At 63.8% G+C, this 21,206-nt stretch carries 18 protein-coding genes; 1 reads left to right on the top strand and 17 read right to left on the bottom strand.

All coding sequences use genetic code 11. From position 1 onward, the window contains the following. Window positions 1-118: 118 nt before the first annotated feature. The 12 genes from DXV50_RS02210 to DXV50_RS02155 form a co-directional block, all read right to left on the bottom strand. Window positions 119-1,144 (bottom strand): ABC transporter ATP-binding protein, encoded by a 1,026-nt coding sequence (locus tag DXV50_RS02210; RefSeq protein ID WP_117204590.1) that lies wholly within the window; start codon window positions 1,142-1,144, stop codon window positions 119-121. Beyond that, window positions 1,144-2,241 carry an ABC transporter ATP-binding protein gene (locus tag DXV50_RS02205; protein ID WP_117204589.1) on the bottom strand — a complete coding sequence of 366 codons (1,098 nt, stop codon included), beginning with the start codon at window positions 2,239-2,241 and terminating at the stop codon, window positions 1,144-1,146. The genes DXV50_RS02210 and DXV50_RS02205 overlap by 1 nt, the downstream gene beginning before the upstream one ends. A gap of 2 nt (window positions 2,242-2,243) precedes the next feature. After that, a complete protein-coding gene (locus DXV50_RS02200) occupies window positions 2,244-3,170 on the bottom strand; it encodes an ABC transporter permease (protein ID WP_117204588.1) in 927 nt (308 codons plus the stop codon). Between the two features lie 11 nt (window positions 3,171-3,181). Continuing rightward, window positions 3,182-4,222: an ABC transporter permease gene (locus tag DXV50_RS02195; protein ID WP_117204587.1), complete on the bottom strand. Its 1,041-nt coding sequence runs from the start codon at window positions 4,220-4,222 to the stop codon at window positions 3,182-3,184. Between the two features lie 196 nt (window positions 4,223-4,418). Next, window positions 4,419-6,074: a peptide ABC transporter substrate-binding protein gene (locus tag DXV50_RS02190; protein WP_117204586.1), complete on the bottom strand. Its 1,656-nt coding sequence runs from the start codon at window positions 6,072-6,074 to the stop codon at window positions 4,419-4,421. 281 nt (window positions 6,075-6,355) lie between these two features. Continuing rightward, window positions 6,356-6,607, bottom strand: coding sequence for a preprotein translocase subunit SecG (secG, locus tag DXV50_RS02185; protein ID WP_117204585.1), 252 nt, complete (start codon window positions 6,605-6,607; stop codon window positions 6,356-6,358). 150 nt (window positions 6,608-6,757) lie between these two features. Further along, window positions 6,758-7,522 carry a triose-phosphate isomerase gene (gene tpiA / locus DXV50_RS02180; RefSeq protein ID WP_117204584.1) on the bottom strand — a complete coding sequence of 255 codons (765 nt, stop codon included), beginning with the start codon at window positions 7,520-7,522 and terminating at the stop codon, window positions 6,758-6,760. Beyond that, window positions 7,515-8,705 carry a phosphoglycerate kinase gene (locus DXV50_RS02175; RefSeq protein WP_117204583.1) on the bottom strand — a complete coding sequence of 397 codons (1,191 nt, stop codon included), beginning with the start codon at window positions 8,703-8,705 and terminating at the stop codon, window positions 7,515-7,517. The genes tpiA and DXV50_RS02175 overlap by 8 nt, the downstream gene beginning before the upstream one ends. A 99-nt stretch (window positions 8,706-8,804) precedes the next feature. After that, the gene (gap, locus tag DXV50_RS02170; RefSeq protein WP_117204582.1) at window positions 8,805-9,830 is read right to left on the bottom strand and encodes a type I glyceraldehyde-3-phosphate dehydrogenase; all 1,026 of its coding nucleotides are present in this window, start codon (window positions 9,828-9,830) and stop codon (window positions 8,805-8,807) included. 293 nt (window positions 9,831-10,123) lie between these two features. Then, entirely contained in the window at window positions 10,124-11,197 is a 1,074-nt protein-coding gene (locus DXV50_RS02165) for a M42 family metallopeptidase (protein WP_117204581.1), read from the bottom strand. Window positions 11,198-11,245: 48 nt separating this feature from the next. Further along, on the bottom strand, window positions 11,246-12,067 hold the full coding sequence (locus DXV50_RS02160) for a creatininase family protein (protein WP_117204580.1): 822 nt from the start codon (window positions 12,065-12,067) through the stop codon (window positions 11,246-11,248). A 78-nt stretch (window positions 12,068-12,145) separates the two neighbouring features. After that, window positions 12,146-12,961: a creatininase family protein gene (locus DXV50_RS02155; protein ID WP_117204579.1), complete on the bottom strand. Its 816-nt coding sequence runs from the start codon at window positions 12,959-12,961 to the stop codon at window positions 12,146-12,148. 340 nt (window positions 12,962-13,301) lie between these two features. On the opposite strand from DXV50_RS02155, the gene DXV50_RS02150 reads away from it, so the two are divergent. Further along, window positions 13,302-14,948 (top strand): ABC transporter substrate-binding protein, encoded by a 1,647-nt coding sequence (locus DXV50_RS02150; protein ID WP_117204578.1) that lies wholly within the window; start codon window positions 13,302-13,304, stop codon window positions 14,946-14,948. Between the two features lie 135 nt (window positions 14,949-15,083). Here the strand turns inward: DXV50_RS02150 and DXV50_RS02145 are convergent, their stop codons facing one another. The 5 genes from DXV50_RS02145 to pfkB form a co-directional block, all read right to left on the bottom strand. Next, a complete protein-coding gene (locus DXV50_RS02145; protein ID WP_198666380.1) occupies window positions 15,084-15,863 on the bottom strand; it encodes a creatininase family protein in 780 nt (259 codons plus the stop codon). Between the two features lie 239 nt (window positions 15,864-16,102). Next, complete coding sequence (gene whiA, locus DXV50_RS02140; protein ID WP_117204576.1) at window positions 16,103-17,035, bottom strand: DNA-binding protein WhiA; 933 nt, start codon at window positions 17,033-17,035, stop codon at window positions 16,103-16,105. A 1-nt stretch (window position 17,036) separates the two neighbouring features. After that, window positions 17,037-17,960, bottom strand: a complete 924-nt coding sequence (gene rapZ, locus DXV50_RS02135; protein ID WP_117204575.1) for an RNase adapter RapZ — start codon at window positions 17,958-17,960, stop codon at window positions 17,037-17,039. Window positions 17,961-18,195: 235 nt separating this feature from the next. After that, window positions 18,196-20,160 (bottom strand): PTS fructose transporter subunit IIABC, encoded by a 1,965-nt coding sequence (locus DXV50_RS02130; RefSeq protein ID WP_117204574.1) that lies wholly within the window; start codon window positions 20,158-20,160, stop codon window positions 18,196-18,198. A gap of 34 nt (window positions 20,161-20,194) precedes the next feature. Then, complete coding sequence (gene pfkB / locus DXV50_RS02125; protein WP_117204573.1) at window positions 20,195-21,094, bottom strand: 1-phosphofructokinase; 900 nt, start codon at window positions 21,092-21,094, stop codon at window positions 20,195-20,197. Window positions 21,095-21,206: the final 112 nt, after the last annotated feature.

Raw genomic sequence — 21,206 nt, 5'->3', positions numbered from 1 at the left:
TTTTGAGAGGCGCAACCCCCAATTTCAAAAAAGTTTGGATTGCCAAGAAGTGCCTGGTCAGAGCCCCACCAGAACAAAAAAGCGGGCCGAGAAGAGCAGGTCTTCTCGGCCCGTGGCGCTAGAGCTCGATGGAGCTCTCCTTGATGGGGTTGGGTGCCGCAAAGTGGCAGGCGCAGAAGTGGCCAGGCTCCACCTCGCGGAACTCCGGGCGCTCCTGGGAGCACTTCTCGCACGCCATGGGGCAGCGCGTGTGGAAGCAGCAGCCGGAGGGAGCGTCGATGGGCGACGGCGGGTCTCCCGCAAGGACGATGCGCTTGCGCGTGGCCTGGATGTCCGGATCGGGCACCGGCACGGCGGAGAGCAGCGACTGCGTGTAGGGGTGGTGCGGACGGTCGTAGAGGGCCTTCCAGTCCGCGTACTCCATCATGTTGCCCAGGTACATGACGCCGATGTTGTCGGAGATGTGCTGGACCACGGAGAGGTCGTGCGCGATGAACAGGTAGGCCGTTCCGTACTCCTTCTGCAGGTCGTTCAGGAGGTTGAGCACCTGGGCCTGGATGGAGACGTCAAGGGCGGAGACGGGCTCGTCGCAGATGATGAGCTTGGGCTTGAGCGCGAAGGCGCGGGCGATGCCCACGCGCTGGCGCTGGCCACCGGAGAACTCGTGCGGGTAGCGGTTGATGTGCTCCGGGTTGAGTCCCACCACGTCCAGCAGGCCGCGGACGTACTCCTCGCGCTCCCTGGCGTCGGGCATGACGTTGTGGATGATGAGCGGCTCGGAGACGATCTCTCCAATGGTCATGCGGGGGTTCAGGGACGCATAGGGGTCCTGGAAGATGAACTGCATGTTGCGGCGCATCTCCTTGAGCTCCTTCTTGCTCATCTTGGAGACGTCCTTGCCCTCGAAGAGCACCGTGCCGCTGGTGGGACGGGTGAGGTGCATGATGCAGCGGCCCGTGGTGGACTTGCCGCAGCCGGACTCTCCCACCAGGCCGAAGGTCTCGCCGGCGTAGATGTCAAACGATACGTCGTTGACGGCGTGGACGGCCCTCTTGGAGAAGCGCTTGCCAAAGACGCCGGACTCGACGGGGAACTCCTTGCAGAGGTGCTGCACGGAGAGAAGCGGGGTTCTCTTGTCTGCCATTAGGCCTCCCCTCCCTTCTTGGCGCGCGAGCTCTCGGGCGCGTTGGCGGCGACGAAGGCCTCGTCGGCCGCGTAGTGGCAGCGGGCAAAGTGGCCGGGGGCCACCTCGACGCGCTCGGGCTTGCTGGCGCGGCACTTGTCGGTGGCGTAGGGGCACCTGGGCGCGAAGGAGCAGCCGGTCGGCAGGCTCATGAGCGAGGGCGGGTTGCCCTCGATGGGCGTGAGCGGGTGCTTCTCGTCTCCCTCGGGCTTGGGGATGGAGCGCATGAGGCCCCAGGTGTAGGGGTGGTGCGGCTGGTAGAAGATCTCGTCGGCGGTGCCCATCTCCACGGGGGAGCCGGCGTACATGACCATGATCTTGTCGGCGACGTCTGCCACCACGCCAAGGTCGTGGGTGATCATGATGATGGCGTTGCCGTTCTTCTGCTGCATCTCCTTCATGAGCTCGACGATCTGCGCCTGGATGGTGACGTCCAGGGCGGTGGTGGGCTCGTCGGCGATGAGGATGTCGGGGTCGCAGGCCAGGGCCATGGCGATCATGACGCGCTGGCGCATGCCGCCGGAGAACTGGTGCGGGTAGTCCTTGACGCGCTGCTCCGGGTTGGGGATGCCCACCAGGTCAAGCAGCTCGATGGCGCGGGCCGTGGCCTGCTCCTTGGAGTAGCCGCGGTGAAGGCGCAGGCCCTCGCCCAGCTGGCGGCCGATGGTGTAGACCGGGTTCAGCGAGGTCATGGGGTCCTGGAAGATCATGGCGATGTCGTTGCCGCGGATCTGCTGCATCTGGGCCTCGGACATCTTGAGCAGGGACTGGCCGCGGTAGCGGACGTCGCCGCCCTCGATGCGTCCCGGGGGCATGTCGATGAGGCCCATGATGGTGAGCGAGGTCACGGACTTGCCGCTTCCGGACTCGCCGACCACGCCGAGGGTCTCTCCGCGGTCGAGGGTGTAGCTCACGCCGTCGACGGCCTTGACCACGCCGTCCTGCGTGTGGAAGTACATCTTGAGGTCGTCCACCTCAAGCAGGTGGGAGCCCTCGGGAACCGGCTGGTTCTTGAGGTCCTGGCTCGGGTCGACCTTGGTCTTCTTCTTTCCAAACATGGCTATGCGTCCTTCATCTTGACGTCGAGGGCATCACGCAGGCCGTCGCCCAGCAGGGTGAAGGCAAGGACCGTCGTGAGGATGGCCAGGCCCGGCATGATCATGAGCCAGGGCTGGGTGGCCAGGTAGGTCTGGCCGTCGGAGATGAGGTTGCCCCACGAGGGGTCGGGCGGCACGACGCCCATGCCCAGGTAGGACAGGGCGCTCTCAGTCAGGATAGCGCCGCCGATGTTCATCGTGGCGTAGACCACGATGGAGGCCACGGAGTTGGGGAAGATGTGGCGCGCGATGATGCGAAGGTCAGAGGCGCCCATGGCGCGCGCGGCGTCAACGTAGTCGTTCTCCTTGACCGTGAGGATGGCGCTCCTGAAGACGCGCGCGATGGAGGGCCAACCCAGGATGCCGATGGCGATGAAGACGTTCTGGATGCCGTTGCCCATGACCGCGATCATGGCAATGACGAAGAGCGTGTACGGGAAGGCCATGAAGACGTCGGCCAGGCGCATGATGATGGTGTCCCAGATGCCGCCGTAGTAGGCCGCGAGGGCGCCCATGACCAGGCCGATGGCCGTGGAGATGGCAGTGGCCAGCACGCCGACGGCAAGGGAGACGCGGGCGCCGTAGACCACGCGGCACAAGACGTCGCGGCCCAGGGTGTCGGTGCCGAAGGGGTGCTCCAGGGACGGGACCAGCCGGGAGTTGGCCGTCATGGTGGCGGAATCGGCGGCCGTCGGGTCGCCCAGGACGGACGGAGCCCATAGCGGCGCGGACACAGCCACGATGACCATGAAGATGATCCAGATGGCTCCCAGCATGGCAAGCTTGTTGCGCTTGAGGCGCTTCCATGCGTCGCTCCAAAGGGTGCGGGACGGGGCAGCTGCCTCCTCGGCGGCGTCCTTCTGGACGTCGGCGGCGTTATTCTCAGACATCAGGCACCTCCCTACTGCTCGCTCTTCGGGGCGCCAAAGCGAATCCTGGGGTCCAGGAACGCATAGGAGACGTCCACGATGAGGTTGATGATCATGACAAGCACGACGATGACCGTGACGGAACCCAAGACGATGGGCCAGTCTCGCTGGGAGATGGCGCGGTAGGTCTCATAACCGACACCAGGCCAGTTGAAGACGGTCTCGGTCAGGATGGCGCCGGCCATCATCGCGCCGAAGTCGTTGCCGATGTAGGTGACGACGGGGATGAGCGCGTTCTTGAGAGCGTGGTGCCAGATGACGTCGCGGCGGGAGAGGCCCTTGGCGCGCGCGGTGCGGATGTAGTCCTGGTTCATGACCTCGAGGAGCTGCGAGCGCATGATGCGGGCGGAGTAGGCCGTGGAGACGGCCGCCAGTGTGATGGCCGGCAGGATGTAGTACACCCAGCTCTGGAACTCGGAGTACGGCGAGAAGTCCGCGGAGATCGGCAGGTAGAAGGCACCTCCAGTCAGGTCCTTCAGGACGACGCCAAAGAAGAGCTGCAACAGCATGCCCAGCCAGAACGCGGGCATTGCCACCAGGACGGAGGTCACGAGGGTGACCAGGACGTCCCAGAACGAGTAGCGCTTGATGGCAGACACCATTCCGGCGCCGATGCCCACCACCGTCTCAAGGAGGATGGCCACCACGGCCAGCTTGATGGTGTAGGGGTACTTGGCGGCCAGGATGTCGGTCACCGCCTGGCCCTTGCGCTGGTAGGACGTACCGAGGTCGCCGTGGAGAAGCCCGTTCACGTAGAGAACGTAGCGCTTCCACAGGGGCGTCTCGATGGTGTTGCCGCCCTCGTCGTACAGGATGTTGCCATCCTCATCGGTCTCGATGAGGTGATAGGTGGCACGCAGGTTGGTCTCGGTGACCGGATCAAGCTTCTTCTCTCCTGCCATGAGCTTGATGGGGTCTCCCGGGACGATGTTCTCCATCGCAAAAAGGATGAGCGTCACGCCGAGAAACACCGGTATGAACTGGAGAACACGCTTGAGGATGTACTTTCCCATTTTTTCCCCTCTAGTGTCGGATAGATGCGTCGGCCTTCTGCGCCATCGTCCCCTCTTCGAGAGGGTCTGGGGTCACGTCCGCCGAAGCGGAGAGGATGACGCAGCGAGCCCGGGCTGAACCGCATGTGCGGGGCATCGGCACACAGGCGCGATGCCCCGCACGCAGTTGCGGCTCTAGGCCGGCCTGCTCAGGAACTTAGGCCCTGAGGGAGGCGTGACCGAGGTCAGCGATGCTCTGGGCGTTGTAGAAGAGCTCGTTGACGCGGTCGGAGGCCACGTGGTTGTGGCAGTAGAACATGATGGGGATGATGGGCATGTCGTCGGCGACCATCTTGTTGATGGCGCGGTAGGCATCCTTGCGCTCGTCCTCGTCGGCGATGGCGCGGGCGGCGTCGATGGCGGCGTCGACCTCCGGGTTGGCGTAGCGGGAGTAGTTGTTGTCAGCCGTGGAATAGAAGTTGGGGAAGATGAAGTTGTCCAGCGTCGGATAGTCGGCGATCCAGCCGAGGCGACCCATCTGGAAGGTGCCGTCGGTCAGGCCCTGGAGGTAGGCAGCCCACTCCTTGGTGTCCTGCTCGACGGTAAGGCCCACGGCCTGCAGGTCGGCCTGGATGCAGGACATGATGTCCTCGTGGCCGCCGCCGGAGTTGTAGCTCAAGGTGACGGAGGTGCCGGCAAGGCCCTTCTCGTCGATGATCTGCTTGGCCTTCTCGGGGTCGTACTCGGCGAACTCCCAGCTGCCGCCCTTCTTGTCGATGATCGGCGGGAAGACGTTGTCAGCGGGCTCGCGACCGCCCTCGAAGAGGGTGTCGACGATGTTCTGGCGGTTGATGGCCAGGGAGATGGCGTGACGCAGGTCCTTGTTGGCCATGGTCTCGTCCTCGAGGTTGACCGCCAGGTAGTAGACGGAGGCCTCGGCGCCCAGCAGGGCCTGGCGGCTCGGGGAGATGGTGTAGCCGTCGACGGACTTGCCGAACTTCTCGGTCAGCTCCTGGATTCGGCCGGTCGGCATCTGGCAGAAGTCCATGTTGCCGGCCTCAAGCTCGCTGTAGGCGGTCTTGGGATCCTTCTGGATGGAGAAGTTGATGGCGTCCAGCGCGGGCTTGTCGCCGTAGTAGTCCTCGAAGCGCTTGACGTTGATGTACTGGCCGGACTCCCACTTGCCGTCCATCATGAAGGGGCCGTTGCCGATGGGGGCCAGCAGGAAGCTGTCGGGGTCGTCGATGGCGGCCTGCGGCACGGGGGCCAGGCCCGGGTGGCAGCAGACGGCCAGGAAGTCGGCCATGGGGGCAGAAAGGGTCACGACGAAGGTCTTGTCGTCCGGGCAGGTGAGGCCGGAAATCTCCTTGGCGGAGCCGTTAGCCATCTCGTCATAGCCCATGACGGGAGACAGGTGGTAGCCGATCTCGCCGGGGGTGGTCATGGACGGGTCGACGAGGCGCTGCCAACCGCGCTTGAAGGACTCGGCGGTCACGGGGTCGCCGTTGTGGAACTTGGCGTCCTTGAGGTGGAAGGTGAAGACGGTGTTGTCGTCGCTGATCTCCCAGGACGCGGCAGCCTTGGCCTTGACGTCGGACTTGTCCCAGTCCCACTCCACCAGGGAGTCGAAGAGGATGTGGCCGACCTGGGTGCCCTCGGACTCCTGAAGGTTGTAGGGGTCGATGGCGACGGGGTCGGAGATGTAGTACTTGAAGGTGCCGCCGTCAGTTGCCTTGACGGCGGAATCGCCCTGGGCGGACGCGGCGTTCTCGTTCTTGCCGCAGGCCGCGAGGGCCGCGAGGGCGCTGGCGGCCAGGCCACCCTTGACGAAGGTGCGGCGAGTGACGCCGCCACCGTTCCTGTCGAGAGTCATAGACGATCCTCCTCTTGCAGTCTTCGGGGTGGACAACCTGTTTGTCCCATCCCCCGATCTTGTCTAGCCAGAGGACAGACCCCTGACTAATACAAGTTTTCTTACTTTAGGCGAAAAAGCGCCATGTCATGCGCTACGACACCATTACGTAACGTTATCTATTCGTTTTCACAACACGAGTTGTGGATTTACGGGGCCCATGGGCGGAGAAAGGGCCAAGCCCGGCAAAAAAAGGGGGCGCCCGAAGTCGGACGCCCCCACCAGGTTCAGTGTTGCCAAGCCTAGCCGATGGCTCCCAGCGGGAAGGAGAGGGCCATGACGATGACGCAGACGATGAAGACCGTGGCGGTGATGACCGTCAGACGGTCCAGGTTCTTCTCGAGGATGCCGGAGCCGGTGCCGGCGTTGTAGAGGGAGGAGGCGATCATGTCGGAGACGCCCGTGCCCTTGCCGGAGTGCATGAGAACGAGGATGACGGTGAGGACACCGGAGAGGAACAGCAGGATGGTGAGGATGATGTTCAGAGGATTCACGTAGAGCTCCTTATAGGGGTTTCACAGTCAGTGGTTCAGAATATCACAACCCGCAGCGACTGTCCCCTACCCCATAAAAAGAAGACGCCGGGCCACCAGGACCCGGCGTCTGTCTGCCATTATCTGGCGAGAAGCGCGTGCTCCTTAAAGCTACATGGCAGCCTTCACCATGGCGGAGAAGGAGTCGGCCTTGAGGGAGGCGCCGCCGACGAGGGCACCGTCGACGTCCTCCTTCTCGAGGAAGCCGGCGACGTTCTCGGGCTTGGCGGAGCCGCCGTAGAGGACGCGGATGCCGTCGGCAGTCTCCTGGCCAAAGACCTCGGCCAGGGTCTTGCGGATGGCGCCGCAGACCTCCTGGGCGTCATCGGCAGTGGCGGTCTTGCCGGTGCCGATGGCCCAGATGGGCTCGTAGGCGACGACGTACTTGGAGGGGTCGGAGATCTCCAGGCCCTCGGTGTCGGCCTTGATCTGGTTCACGACAAAGTCAACGTGCGTGCCGGCCTCGCGGACCTCGAGGGGCTCGCCGCAGCAGGAGATGGGGACGATGCCGTGGGCCATGAGGACCTTGGCCTTCTTGTTGATGTCCTCGTCGGTCTCGCCGAAGTAGCCGCGACGCTCGGAGTGGCCGATGATGCAGTAGGTGGCACTCACGGCCTCGAGCATGTTGGGAGCGGTCTCGCCGGTGAAGGCGCCGGACTCCTCGAAGTAGACGTTCTGGGCACCGAGGGCGAAGGGGGCCTCGGACTGCTCGATGACCTCGGAGACGCCCTTGAGGTCAACGGTGGGCGGGCAGACGACGACGTCGACGTCGCCGGTGCCATCGGCAAGCTGGTCGGCCAGACCCTGCGCGAGCTCGACGCCCTCGACGTAGGTCTTGTTCATCTTCCAGTTGCCAGCGATCATACGGTTACGCATCGAGAAGCGCCTCCACTCCGGGAAGGGCCTTGCCCTCGACGAGCTCCATGGAAGCGCCACCGCCGGTGGAGATCCAGCTCATCTTGTCGGCCAGGCCGAACTTGTTGACAGCGGCGACGGAGTCTCCACCACCGATGATGGACGTGCAGTCAGACTCGGCCACGGCGCGGCAGACGGCCTCGGTGCCGTGAGCGAAGTTGTCGAACTCGAAGACGCCCATGGGGCCGTTCCAGAAGACGGTCTTGGCGCCCTTGATGGCCTCGGCGTAGAGCTCCTCGGTCTTGGGGCCAATATCCATGCCCTCGCGGTCATCGGGAATGGCGTTGGAGGGAACGACCTCCGGCACGGCGTCCTCGCCAAAGTGGTCGGCGACGCGGTTGTCGATGGGGAGCAGAATCTTGACGCCCTTGGCCTCGGCCTTCTTGAGCATCTCGCCCGCGCGCTCGACCCAATCCTCCTCCTTGAGGGACTGGCCGACGGTCATGCCCTGGGCCAGGAAGAAGGTGTAGGCCATGCCGCCACCGATGATCAGGGTGTCGGCGGAGTCGATGAGGTGGTCGAGGACGCCGATCTTGGAGGAGACCTTGGAGCCGCCGACGATGGCCACGAACGGACGCTCGGGCTCGGCGAAGATGCTGGTCAGGGTGTCGACCTCCTTCTCGAGCAGGAAGCCGGCGTAGGCGGGCAGGTAGGCGGCGGGGCCCACGACGGAGCCCTGGGCGCGGTGTGCGGTGCCGAAGGCGTCGAGGACGAAGATGTCGCCGTAGGAGGCAAGCTTCTTGGCAATCTCCGGGTCGTTCTTCTTCTCGCGCTTGTCGAAGCGGACGTTCTCGAGGACGAGGATGTCGCCATCGTTGAGGGCGGCCACGGCCTCGGTGGCCTTGTCGCCGTAGGTGTCCTCGACGAACTTCACGTCATAGCCGGTGAGCTCGGCGAGCTTCTCGGCGGCGGGGCGCAGGGAGAGCTCGGGCTGGAAGCCGGTGCCATCCGGACGGCCGAGGTGGCTCATCAGGATGATCTTGGCGTTGTGCTCCTTGAGGTACTGGATGGTGGGGATGGCGGCACGCACGCGCGTGTCGTCGGTGACCACGCCGTCCTTCAGGGGCACGTTGAAGTCAACGCGCATGAGGACGCGCTTGCCCTCGACGTCGGCGTCGCGGACGGTCTTCTTGGTAAAGGCCATGCTTACTCCTTAGCTGGTGGAAGGTGCAAACACAAAAGGGGCGCGGCCGCGGCCCGAGAGCTGCGACCGCACCCCCTAGATGCAAAGCCGAGGTACCGACTAGGCGACGAACTTCTCGAAGTACTTGATGGTGCGGACCATCTGGGAGGTGTAGGAGTTCTCGTTGTCGTACCAAGAGGTGACCTGGACGAGGGACTGGCCGTTGCCGAGGTCCTGGACCATGGTCTGGGTGGCGTCGAAGATGGAGCCGTGGGTCTCGCCGACGATGTCACGAGAGACGATCTCGTCCTCGTTGTAGGCGAAGGTCTCGGGGATGGTCTCGGCGTAGGCCTTCATGGCAGCGTTGACCTCCTCGACGGTGACGGTCTTGTCAACGACGGCGTAGAGGTTGGTGAGGGAGCCGGTGGGCGTGGGAACGCGCTGGGCGGCGCCGATCAGCTTGCCGTTGAGCTCGGGGAGAACCAGGCCGATGGCCTTGGCGGCACCCGTGGAGTTGGGGACGATGTTCTCGGAGCAGGCGCGGGAGCGACGCTTGTTGCCCTTGCGCTGCGGGCCGTCGAGCGGCATCTGGTCGCCGGTGAAGGCGTGGATGGTGGTCATGATGCCGGAGACGATGGGGGCGAAGTCGTTCAGGCCCTTGGCCATCGGGGCGAGGCAGTTGGTGGTGCAGGAGGCAGCGGAGATGATGTTGTCATCAGCGGTGAGCTGCTCGTGGTTGACGTTGTAGACGATGGTGGGCAGGTCGTTGCCGGCGGGAGCGGAGATGACGACCTTCTTGGCGCCAGCGTTGATGTGGGCCTGAGCCTTGGCCTTGGAGGTGTAGAAGCCGGTGCACTCAAGGACGACGTCGACGTTCAGCTCGCCCCAAGGCAGGTTGTTGGCGTCGGCCTCCTTGTAGATCTTGATCTCCTTGCCATCAACGATGATGGAGTCCTCGGTAGCCTCGACCTTGTGGTCGCGAGCGTAGTTGCCCTGCGTGGAGTCGTACTTCAGCAGGTACGCGAGCATGTCGGGGGAGGTGAGGTCGTTGATGGCGACGATCTCGGAGCCCTCGTGACCGAACATCTGGCGGAAAGCCAGACGGCCGATGCGACCAAAGCCGTTAATAGCAACCTTTACTGCCATGCCTTCTCCTTTCACATGGTCCTTGGGGGCTTCTCCCCTTGGGCCTGTTTGCGATTGGCAAAACATTGCCGTTTTGGAGTGTACCGCAATCAGGGCCGACTTTATACCGCGCTCAGCAAATTGAATCGCCGATGTCGGGCAAAATCGCTAAAAAATAGCCACAAAATTACCCGTCTGCCGATATTTTCGAGCCTTTGAGCGAAATTTGACCTACTCGGATGAGGTTTTGGCTTCATCGGCAAGCTGTCGTAGACGCAGCGCGGCCTCGGAGCGATCCGACGCGGCATTCCCCACTAGAACGCGCGGACGTCCTCGGGGGTCATGCGCTCGGCCACCGCGACCGCAACCTCCGCCGTCATCTTGACGTCGTAGAGCGTGCACAGGGCGGTCCCGGAGTGGACGTAGCGGCTGGGAACGCCGGCAACCACACAAGGCACGTCAAGCATGTGGATAGGTCCGCCATCGGTGCCGCCGCCCTCGCGAACGCTCGTTTGGCACACAAGCCCCGCCTCTGAAGCGCACTTGAGAACGAAGCGCTGGTAACGCGGATTGGTGATCATGCAGCAGTCGAAGTAGCGGAACATCGGGCCGTGGCGGAAGGCGGTCTGAACGTCATCGGGAATGGTGAAGGTGTCATCGGCCGGGCAGCCTTCGAACATGAAGGCGACCATGGGGTTGAAGCGCATGGCCGCTGCGAGCACGCCCCGCTCGCCTACCTCTTCCATGGCGCTCACCGACGCCACGACGTCGAAGGGAAGATCATCGCGGCCGGAAAGCTCACGCAGGGCGAGAAGCTCGGCGGCGACTCCTGCGCGGCAGTCGAACGCCTTGCCCAGCGCAACACCGGTCGCCTCGTTGTACTCAAACTTCGTAGCGGGCACAAAGGGCTCGCCCATGCCCATGTGGAAGACGTTCACCGCCTCCTCCTTGGAGGTGGCACCGACATCCAGGATGAGCTGGAGCTCCCCGGTCGCGCGCTCGGCAGTGCTCATGAAGTGCGGCGGCTTCACGCCGATGACGCCGTGCACCCACTCGCCGAGCGTGTTTCTGACCAGGACATCCTGACCAGCGAGCACGTTGGGAGAGAAGCGGCCAAGCTCGACGAACGTCATCGTGCCGTTGGAGCGGATGGACTTGACCATGCCCCCGACCTCGTCGCCGTGCGCGTCGAGCATGAGGACGGGCTTATCGCCCGTGAAATTGTTGGGAGTGATGAGAGCATCGTGGACGGTGTTGCTCTCGACCTTTGCCCACCCGCTGCAAAAGTCACGCACGACGTCAACGACCTCGTCCTCGAAGCCCGAGGGAGACTTTGCGTTAGAAAGCCTGCCAAGAAGGTCCGCGACCTCGCTGTCATTAAATTCCATGGTTGATAGCCTTTCTCACTAGTACCTACTGTCGCGTACGCGCCGATATCACTTGTTGCCGACTTCGCTGTATGCCTTGGTCGTGCGGACAGGCATGGGCGCTGGAAGCGGGGCACGCCCGAGGGCTCCGATGAAGTCGACGAGGTACTCGGCGACGCCGTCCATCATCTGGCCTCCCCACTCAGAGTCGGCAAGAACCGGGTCATCGGGGCCTATCCAGCCGTTGCCAGCATAGCGGCAGGCATCGCGGGGGACCGCAACGTGGGCCCCCTTAAACTCAACGTTGTCCCATCCAGAGGTGGGAAGCTCGTCTGAGATATCGTTTGCCAAGGCCATGGGGCCGATCTCGGAGACGTCCACCAGCGAGGGGTCGACGGCCATCACGGCAGCCGTCTCCTCCGCCCCGCCATGTCCCCCGCGCCATGCGGGGTTGAGCTCGCCGGCCATGAGCCACCAATCCGCCCTGGCGGCAAGGCACCCGCGCCGGTTAAGCTCCTCGCACACGCTTGAGATGGGCTTGATGTTGGGCCCGTGGCCGTTTATGAAGAGGAACCTTCGCGCGCCGTAGTCATAGAGCTGCATGCTGAGCGTCCGGACCAGCGAACGGAGAAGGTCGTAGCCTATCGAGAGCGTTCCCGGGAACCCCAGGAGGTCATCGGCGTTGCCGAAGGGAATTGTTGGAGCGATGAGAACGTCCTTGCCAAGGGCGGCCTCGATCTTGTCGAGCAGCAGGTTGGGAGCGAGGGTGTCTGTTCCCAGCGGGTTGTGCCTGCCGTGCTCCTCCGTGCTTCCTATTGCCATGACGACAAGATCGTTTCCCCGCTGGAAGTAGTCTTCGACCGCAGGCCAAGTACTTAGTTCGATGCGCATCTTTCCTCCTTGACTCCAGCCTGCCCTGCGGCAGGTCGGAACATATTGTTCTAGGCATGGCCGTCGGACATGCCCACGTTAGCGGTCGAGGCGGTCCGTCTCGTGGGAGAAGTCGATCGGTTGGGGCAGCTCCTCGGCCTCCAAGGCGTGCGTAAAGCCCTGGAGCCACGTTGCCGTGCCCTCGAGCATCGCGGTGCCAAGCTCTGCGCTGGCGCCACTCGGGTGGTCCTCATGCCCCTCGGCAACCCACCCGGAACTCGCAAAACGCGCAAGCCGGCGTGGGAACTCGACCTCGGCTCCGCCAAAGCTCACGGTGTTCCAGCCGCACGAGGGCATATCCTCTCCGATGTCGTTGAGCAGGCCCTCGTCGGTCACCTGCGACATGTCGACGGAAGCGGGATCAATGGCGAGATTGGCGCTCGTCTCCATGGCGCCGCCATGCCCGCCGCCCCATGCCGGGTTAAGCTGCGGAGCCACCTTCCACCAGTTGACAACTGCCGCGAGGCACCCGGCGTCGTTCAGATCCATTGACACCATCGAGAGCGACTTCACGTTGCCGCCATGGCCGTTAAGGAAGACAAAGCGACGCGCGCCGTAGCTGACCAGCTGCCGCGTGATGCTCGAGAGGACATCGTAGAGCCCCTGCACGCCAAGGCTCACCGTGCCCGGATACCCAACAAGGTCATCCGTCGCACCATAGGGAAGGGTCGGCGCAACGAGATATGTTCCATCACGCACTTCCAACAGCTCGAGGATTCTGTCTGGCGCCATGGTGTCGGTGCCCAGCGGATTGTGCCTGCCGTGGCACTCGGTCGAGCCGACCCCAATAATCACCAGGTCATGCCTCTTAAAGTAATCACGAACCTGTGTCCAAGTGCTTCTCGCCATGTACATGTGACTTCCTCCTTATAACAAAGCTTTAGGCTAGCAGCTTAGACTCGAAGGTGTCGGAGGAAACTGACTTCGGGTTCAACGGCTCATCTATTAACTTGAACGCGACATTACAAAATAGGGTTGGAGGGCAAGCTCCACCCCACCTTTGAATTGTGAAGTTCATATGGAGCAAACAGCAAACGGTAGGAAGGCTGAGGTGGACGCATTGATGCGGAAACAATTGCTTCAAATCTGTTTCATTCTTCCGTCACCCCTCCCCAATAGGAAGAGTATTAATCCCACGATGCGGGCTTTCGCGCTGCGCGCCGCCTGCAAGGCGACAGACATATAGGAGGAAGCTATGGATCACTCGATGAATCGTCGTACCTTCATCAAGGGCGGAGCCGCCGCAGTTGCGGCAACCAGTCTTGCCGCCTGCGGGCAGCGTTCGTCCGGCGGCGGGAAGCCCTCCGGCGGGACCATCAACTATGCAATCACGAACCCCACGTCGATCGACCCCTTCGACATTGAGGAGTTCTATGGCGCAGCCGTTGCTTCCCAGCTCTTCGACCAGCTCACGACCTACGACTATGACACGGAAGAGATCAAGCCCAGCGTTGCCGAGTCGTGGGAGTCGTCCGACGAAGCAGCGACGTGGACGTTCCGTATCAAGCAGGGGCTCAAGTTCCATGACGGTTCCGATGTGACGGCCAAGTCGTTCCAGTACGCGTGGAACCGACTTTGCAACCCCAAAACCACCGTGGCGCCTTCCGTGGTCTCGTACCACCTCGCAATGGTCAAGGGCTACGACGATGTGGTAAATGGAAAGGCCGAGGAGCTTGAGGGGCTTTCTTGCCCCGATGATTACACCCTCAAGGTTGAGCTCGACGAGCCCTACGCCGACTTCCCCTTCGTTGTGTCCTGCGCACCCCTCTCGCCCATTCCCGACTGCGCCAAGGGCAACTTCGATACTTACTCCAAGTCGCCCGTAGGCAATGGCCCCCTCCAGATGGACGGCGCCTGGAACGATGGCCAGTACATCAACATGACGCGCTATGAGGGCTACGCCGGCGACAGGCCCGTCAAATGCGACGCCATCCGCTACAACATCTACAAGGACACAACTACGGCATATCGCGAGTTTGAGGCCGGCAACCTCGACATTTGCGACATCCCGGCAGGACGCGTCAAAGAGACGGTAGACAAGTACGGCCAGTCGGATGACGGCTACACCACCTCCCCCAACAAGCAGACGTTGGTCGGCGAGGTTCTGTACACGGAGTACCTCGCGTACAACGTCAACGATCCCGTCCTCTCTGACAAGAGGGTTCGCCAGGCAATGTCGCTCGCCATTAACCGCCAGAACCTCTGCGACACGCTGTACGAGGGCTTCGCAAAGCCCGCAGGCGACATCGTCCCGCCGGGAATCAAGGGCAACGACGAGACCACGTGGCAGTACTGCGGCTACGACGTCGACAAGGCCAACAAGCTTCTTGACGAGGCGGGCTATCCCGCTGGCCCTGACGGGATGCGCGGAATCGAACTCACCGTCATGGTGTCTTCCAACGTCAAGACGGATGAGAGCGAGATCCTTCAGAGCGACTGGAAGGCGGTGGGCATCGAGGTGACCATCGACCAGAAGGAATACGCAACGATGCTCGACGACTACATTGCCGGCAACTTCCAGATTGGCTTCCGCGGCTGGACGGCGGACTACCCCATCATGGACAACTTCCTGCAGCCCCTCATGTACACCGGCGTGGGCGATAACGTCTCGCACTACTCCAACGCAGATTTCGACGCCAAGCTTGACGAGGCGAGAAGGACCGTCGACGAGAGCGAGCGTATCCAGCTTATGCACGAGGCGGACGTGATTGCTGCCGAGGATATGCCCATCATCCCCATGCTGCACAAGACGCTGAACAAGGTGACCTCGAATAAGTTCACCAACATCAAGGTCAACGCCGCGCGCCTGCCCGAGCTGCAAAACGCAACGCTTGCGAAGTAGTTCCGAAGCCCCAAGGTAAACAACGGGGCCCATCGGCAGATGCCGATGGGCCCCGTTTATGTATAAAAGCAGGAGCGAAGGACCAGACGCCGGCAAGAATTCAGTAATCGAAAGGATATGCCTCGTCCTTCTTGTCTAACGATCCACCTGGGGAGGAAGCGGGGACTGAGCAAAAGCGTCCACAAACTTGACTGCCCAGTCCGCAAAGGCGGTGAGCATCTGCTCCCCCCACTCAGCGGATGCCTGCCTGGGATCGTCCTTCCCAATCCACCCATTCGTTGCGTACCTGCGAGCACGACGAATGAGCGACGGGTGAACCCCCTCAAACTCCACAACGTCAAACCCCTGCGTCTTGATATTGCTTCCGCCGTCATCCACAAGGCCCATGGGTCCAAGAGCCGTCATATCCACGGATTCTGGGTCTATCCAGAGATCTGCCGAAGTCTCCTGCGCGCCACCGTGGCCGCCGCCCCATGCGGGGTTAAGTTCGCCTGCCAGCTTCCACCAGTTAAGAAGCGCTACTTGGCAGCCGCGGTCATTGAGCTCATAGCCGGTCATGGTAAGGGCGCGGGTGTTGCCGCCATGACCGTTGACGAAGCAGAAGTGCCGAGCGCCGTAATGGTAGAGCTGACCGCAGATGCGCGCGGCGACCTGGTGCAGAAGGTCGTCCCCAAGGGACAATGTTCCGGGATAATCGATGAAGTGGTCGGCAGACCCAAGTCGAAGCGTCGGCCCATAGAGAACTTCAGGGCGACGCTCATCCATAAGGTCCACTATCCTCTGGGGTGCCATCCAATCGGTACCCAGGGGATTATGCCGTCCATGATTCTCCGTGCTGCCAAAACCAAGAACAACTAGGTCGCTGTTTGCGAAGTAGGCCTCAACAGCTGGCCACGTAGATTTCTCGAGAAGCAACTTTTTCGCCACCTTTCCGGGGTAGAGCCAAGGCTCTCCCCATGAATGGGTCCCAGCGCGGCAATCCATACCGGGGCCGGTCGAGACAAGCACAAATAGAAACGGGATCAAGTTCATATTTTACGCCGCCGCATTCCTCACCGTGACTGTGAAGTGACGGTCTCAAAGTTCCCGAGGGCTTCTTTCCAGGACCTGTTTGCCGAGGTTTGGGCACCTTTGGCGATTATTGGCTACTCGATTTACGATTTCGCTTCGTCCACGAGCTGCTGCAGGCGAAGAACCCGGTGGTACATCGCCGACTTGGACGCGGGCGGGTCCATCTCCTGCCCGAGGGCAGCGAGGCTAAGCTCGGGGTTTTCCCGACGTGCCTCGCAGAAGGCCCGCAGTGCAGGCGGCAGAGAGGCGAGGCCGATGGTCTTCTCGGCGCGGTCTATGAGCTCGAGCTGGGCCACGGCGGCGCCGGTGGAGCGCGCCTGGTTGGCCATCTCGGCGTTGACGCGGCGGTTGACGTCGTTCTTCACGGACTTCTTTGCCTGCGCCACCCTGACCACGCGCGCCATCCTCCCGGCGCCCATGGCCACCAGCAGCGTGACGATGTCCTCGAAGCTCTTGACGTAGATGGCAAAGGCGCCGCGGCGGCGGTTGAGGCGCGCCGCCACGCCCAGCGTCCCCATGACGGCGACCAGGCCCTGGGCAAACTCCTCCCCCGTCACGGCGATCTCCAGGTGGAAGTCCCCGCGTGGGTCCGCGATGAAGCCGCCAGCCATGAAGGCGCCGCGCACGAAGGCGCAGCGCGAGGCGCGGCTGCCCAAAAGACGCGTGGGCACGCCCGCGGCCAGGCCGTGGCCCGGCGCGAGGATGCTCAGCTCAAGGAGGGCGTCTGCCAGCTCGTCCTGCTCGGGCATCTCTATGAGGTAGTTCCTGGTCTTGTGCAGGACGCTCCTGCGCACGGTGAGGGCCGTGTCCAGGTCAAAGAGCTTGTGCGTCATCTTGATGACGGTGCGCGCGACGGCGCCCGTCTCGGTGGCTATGCGGATGGAGTAGCGGCCGCTGCCCCTGAAGGAGAGCGTGCCGCAGACCCGCATGAGGGCGGAGAGCTGCGCCAGCTGCGCGCTCTTGTCGCGGTCCTCAAGGCGGGAGAGCTCGTCTTTGACCTCGGCGGTAAACGACATGCTAGCTCGTCCTCACGTTGGCCAGGGACAGGTCGCGGTGGGAGAGGCTCACATGGTAGCCGGCCTTCTCCAGGTAGGCGGCCGTGGCGTTGGCGATGGCCACGCTCCTGTGCTGGCCGCCCGTGCAGCCCACGGCAATGGAGAGGTGGCTCTTGCCCTCCGCCACGTAGCCGGGCATGGCCACGTCCAGCAGCTGGTACCAGGCTTCCAGGAACTTGGACGTGACCTCGTTGTTGAGCACGAAGTCCGCCACCTTGCGGTCGTTGCCGGTGAGGCGGCGCATCTCGGGGTCGTAGAACGGGTTGGGCAGGAAGCGCACGTCGATCATGAGGTCGGCCTCCACGGGCATGCCGTGCTTGAAGCCAAACGAGAAGACCGAGACCTCCATGAGCTGCTGGTCGGTGAGCTCCGAGAACGCGCGGCGCAGGCGGGTGCGCAGGGCCTGCGTGCGCAGCTTACTGGTGTCGATGACCAGGTCGGCGGCGTCGCGCACCGCAGAAAGCTGGGCGCGCTCGCGGGAGATGGCGCTGGCAAGGGACTCGCCGGGCTTGGCCAGCGGGTGGCGGCGGCGGTTCTCGTCGTAGCGGCGCATGAGGACCTCGTCGGAGGTGTCCAGGAAGACCACCTGGCAGGAGAGCTCGTGCTCGCGCAGCTGCGAGAGGGACTCCGTAATCTCGTCAAAGAGGCCCTGGCTGCGCAGGTCGCACGTGACGGCCAGGTGGCGGCCCACGCCCGAGTTGATGCCCACGAGCTCGGCCAGCTGGAGCATGAGGCGCGGCGGCAGGTTGTCTATGCAGAAGTAGCCCATGTCCTCGAAGACGTGGAGCGCCTGCGTGCGGCCGCTGCCGCTCATGCCGGTGATCACGACGACGTCCGGGACGCGGTTGCGGATCTCCGCCACGCGCATGCTCTGGCTATCCCCCATGTTGGTCTCCCCTGCCCTGGTTTCCTTCGTCTGAGTATACAGGCGAGAAGGCCGCGGGGTCGGGCATCGCAGGCCGCAGGCCCCCGCCCTTCTCGCAAAAGTTACGCTGCGCAAAGAACTTTTGCCGAGAAGGACGGGGGCCTGCGGCCTGCGGTGACGGAAGCGCGACCGGCCGCGAGCTCAGACGGGAGCCCGCGGCCGGATGAGAGTGCCGCCTCTTGTTGAACCTGGGAGGCTAGTCGGTGTTCAGGGGTTTCTTCCAAAGGGAGAGGATCAGGCAGCCGACGATGGAGCCGACGAGGCAGGCGACGAGCCACATGACAGGGTTGCCGATGACGGCGGTGACCCAGGCGCCGCCGTGGGGAGCGGGGCTCGTGCAGCCAAAGGCTGCGGAGAGGCCGCCGGCGATGGCGGAGCCGATGATGCAGCTGGGCAGCACGTGGCCGGGGTCGGCGGCGGCAAACGGGATGGCGCCCTCGGAGATGAAGGAGAGGCCCATGATGTAGTTCACCAGGCCGGCGTTGCGGTCGGACTTGCTCCAGCGGTTCTTGAAGAACGTAGTGGAAAGGGCGATGGCCAGCGGCGGGACCATGCCGCCCACCATGACGGAGGCCATGATGACCTGGCCGGTGGCGCCCAGGCCGGAGCTGGGGTCAAGGGCAGCGGTGCCAAAGACGTACGCGGCCTTGTTGAAGGGGCCGCCCATGTCGACGGACATCATGCCGCCGAGCACCATGCCGAGGATGACGATATTGCTCGTGCCCAGGCTGGCGAGAAAGCCATTCAGGGCGGTGTTGATCCAGGCAAAGAGCGGGTTCAGCGCGAGCATGACCACGCCGATGGCAAGGACGCCCAGGATGGGATAGATGAGCATGGGCTTGATACCCTCGAGCGAGCTGGGGAGCTTGTCACAGGCGCGCTCGATGCCCAGGGTGATGTAGCCGGCCGCAAAGCCCGCGAAGAGCGCGGCGATGAAGCCGCCGGAGACGAGCGCCGTGGAGTCGAGCGTGCCCAGGTAGGCAAAGTCGTAGCCCGCCTTGGCAAACAGGCCGCCCACGAAGCCCGGCGCCAGGCCCGGCCTGTCGGCGATGGAGCTGGCGATGTAGCCCGCCAGAATGGGCAGCATGAGGCCAAAGGCCTCGCCGCCGATGGTCTTGAACAGGGCCGCCGCCGGAATGGAGGAGCCGTAGGCCGCGGTGCCCAGGCCCGGCTGGTCAACCAGGAAGGCAATGGCCGTCAGGATGCCGCCGCCGATGACGAAGGGCAGCATGTGGCTGACGCCGTTCATCAGGTGCTTGTACACCTTGTGCCAGGCGGACTCGGCCTCGCCGGCCTCGATGGGAGCGGCAGCGCCGCCGGCGTTGTGATGGATGGGAGCCTTGCCGGAGAGCACCACGTCGATGAGCTTCTCGGCGTCGTTGATGCCGGCGGAGACGTTAGTCACGTAGACGGGCTTGCCGTCAAAGCGCGAGAGGTCGACGTTCTTGTCCGCGGCGATGACGACGCCCTTGCAGTGGGCGATCTCCTCGGCGGTGAGGACGTTCTTGGCGCCCGCGGAGCCCTGGGTCTCGGCCTTGAGGGTGACGCCCAGCTCGGCGGCCTTCTTCTCGAGGTTCTCGGCGGCCATGTAGGTGTGGGCGATGCCGGTGGGGCAGGCGGTGATGGCCAGGACCTCGGGCCAGTCGGAGGCTGCGGCCTTGGGCTGGGCAGCGGCTGCCTCGCGCGTGGCCTCGGCCTCGTCGCGGGCGGCCTCGGCGGCGTCGATGGCGGCGAGGAACTCCTCAGGGGTCTTGGCGGCGCGCAGCTCGGCCGCAAAGTCCTCGTGCATGAGGAGGGCGGAGAGCTTGGCGAGCATCTCGAGGTGCAGGTTGTTCTTGCCCTCGGGGGCCGCGATCATGAAGACAAGATCGCAGGGCTTCTCGTCGGGGGCGTTCCAGTCGACGCCAGCGGGCACGGTCATGGCCGCAAGCCCGGCTTGGGCGACGGCGGCCACCTTGGCGTGCGGGATGGCGATGCCCTCGCCCACGGCGGTGGAGAACTCCGCCTCGCGGGCCAGTACGCCCGCCTTGTACGCGGTGGCGTCGGTGACGTTGCCGGCGGCGACGTGCAGGGCCACTAGCTGGTCGATGACCTCGTCGCGCGTCGAGGCGCTGGCGTCGATGGCCACGGCCTCAGGCTTGAGCAGGTCGGTGATTCTCACTTCAAAACCCCTTTCCTTATTGGCTGGCCCCGCGCTAGCGGGACATCAGGTCCTCAACCTCAGGGCGCGTTGCCAGGTGGTCGCTGAACGCGCTCGCGGAGCCGGCGGCCAGGCCCATCCGGAAGGCCGTCTGGTAGCTGCCGGTCTCCATGAGGCCGGCGAGGAAGCCCGCCACGCAGGAGTCTCCCGCGCCGACGGAGTTGACCACGGTGCCTTTGGCGGCCGGGCTCTGGTAGACCTGGCCGTCAGCGGCCACGAGCACGCCACCCTCCCCCGCCATGGAGACGAGCACGTTCTGGGCGCCCATCTCCTGCATGCGGCGGGCGTAGGGAACGACCTCGTCGCGGGTCTTGAGCGTGACGCCAAAGATGTCCCCGAGCTCGTGGTTGTTGGGCTTCACGAGGAAGGGGCGGTAGGGCAGCACGCGGGTGAGCAGATCGCGCTCCGCGTCCACGACGATGCGCACGCCGCGGCCGGCCAGGCGCTCCATGACCTGCTCGTACATGTCGGAGGGCAGCGTGTTGGGTACGGAGCCGGAGATGACGAGGGTGTCGTCCTGGCCAAGGACGTCCAGCTTGGAGAAGAGCGCATCCACGTCCTCGGGGGCAATGCGGGGGCCCTGGCCGTTGAGCTCGGTCTCCTCGACGGCCTTGACCTTGGCGTTGATGCGCGTGAAGCCCTCCTTGACGTGGACGAGGTCCGCGTCCACGCCGGCGTCCGCAAGGAGCTTCTCCAGCGCGACCCCCGTGACGCCGGCGCTGAAGCCCAGTGCGCGCGAGGGGTGGCCGAGGTTACCCAGGACGATTGAGACGTTGATCCCCTTGCCACCGGGAAGGAGCTGCTCGTAGTTGGTGCGGTTGATGGTGCCGAGACGCATCTCGTCAACGCGGACGATGTAGTCCAGCGAGGGGTTGAACGTGACGGTGAAGATCATGCGGTGCCTCCGCCCTCTCCTCTGGCCCTTGTGGGCGCTTGTCTTGCTCGTTGTTGGGTATTATTGCGCATTCTTGCGCGTTTGTGCGCAGAAATTTGCAAAAGTCGGCAAT

Source organism: Paratractidigestivibacter faecalis (assembly GCF_003416765.1).
Taxonomy (GTDB): Bacteria; Actinomycetota; Coriobacteriia; order Coriobacteriales; family Atopobiaceae; genus Paratractidigestivibacter; species Paratractidigestivibacter faecalis.
This window is presented reverse-complemented; position numbering and strand designations above follow the sequence as displayed.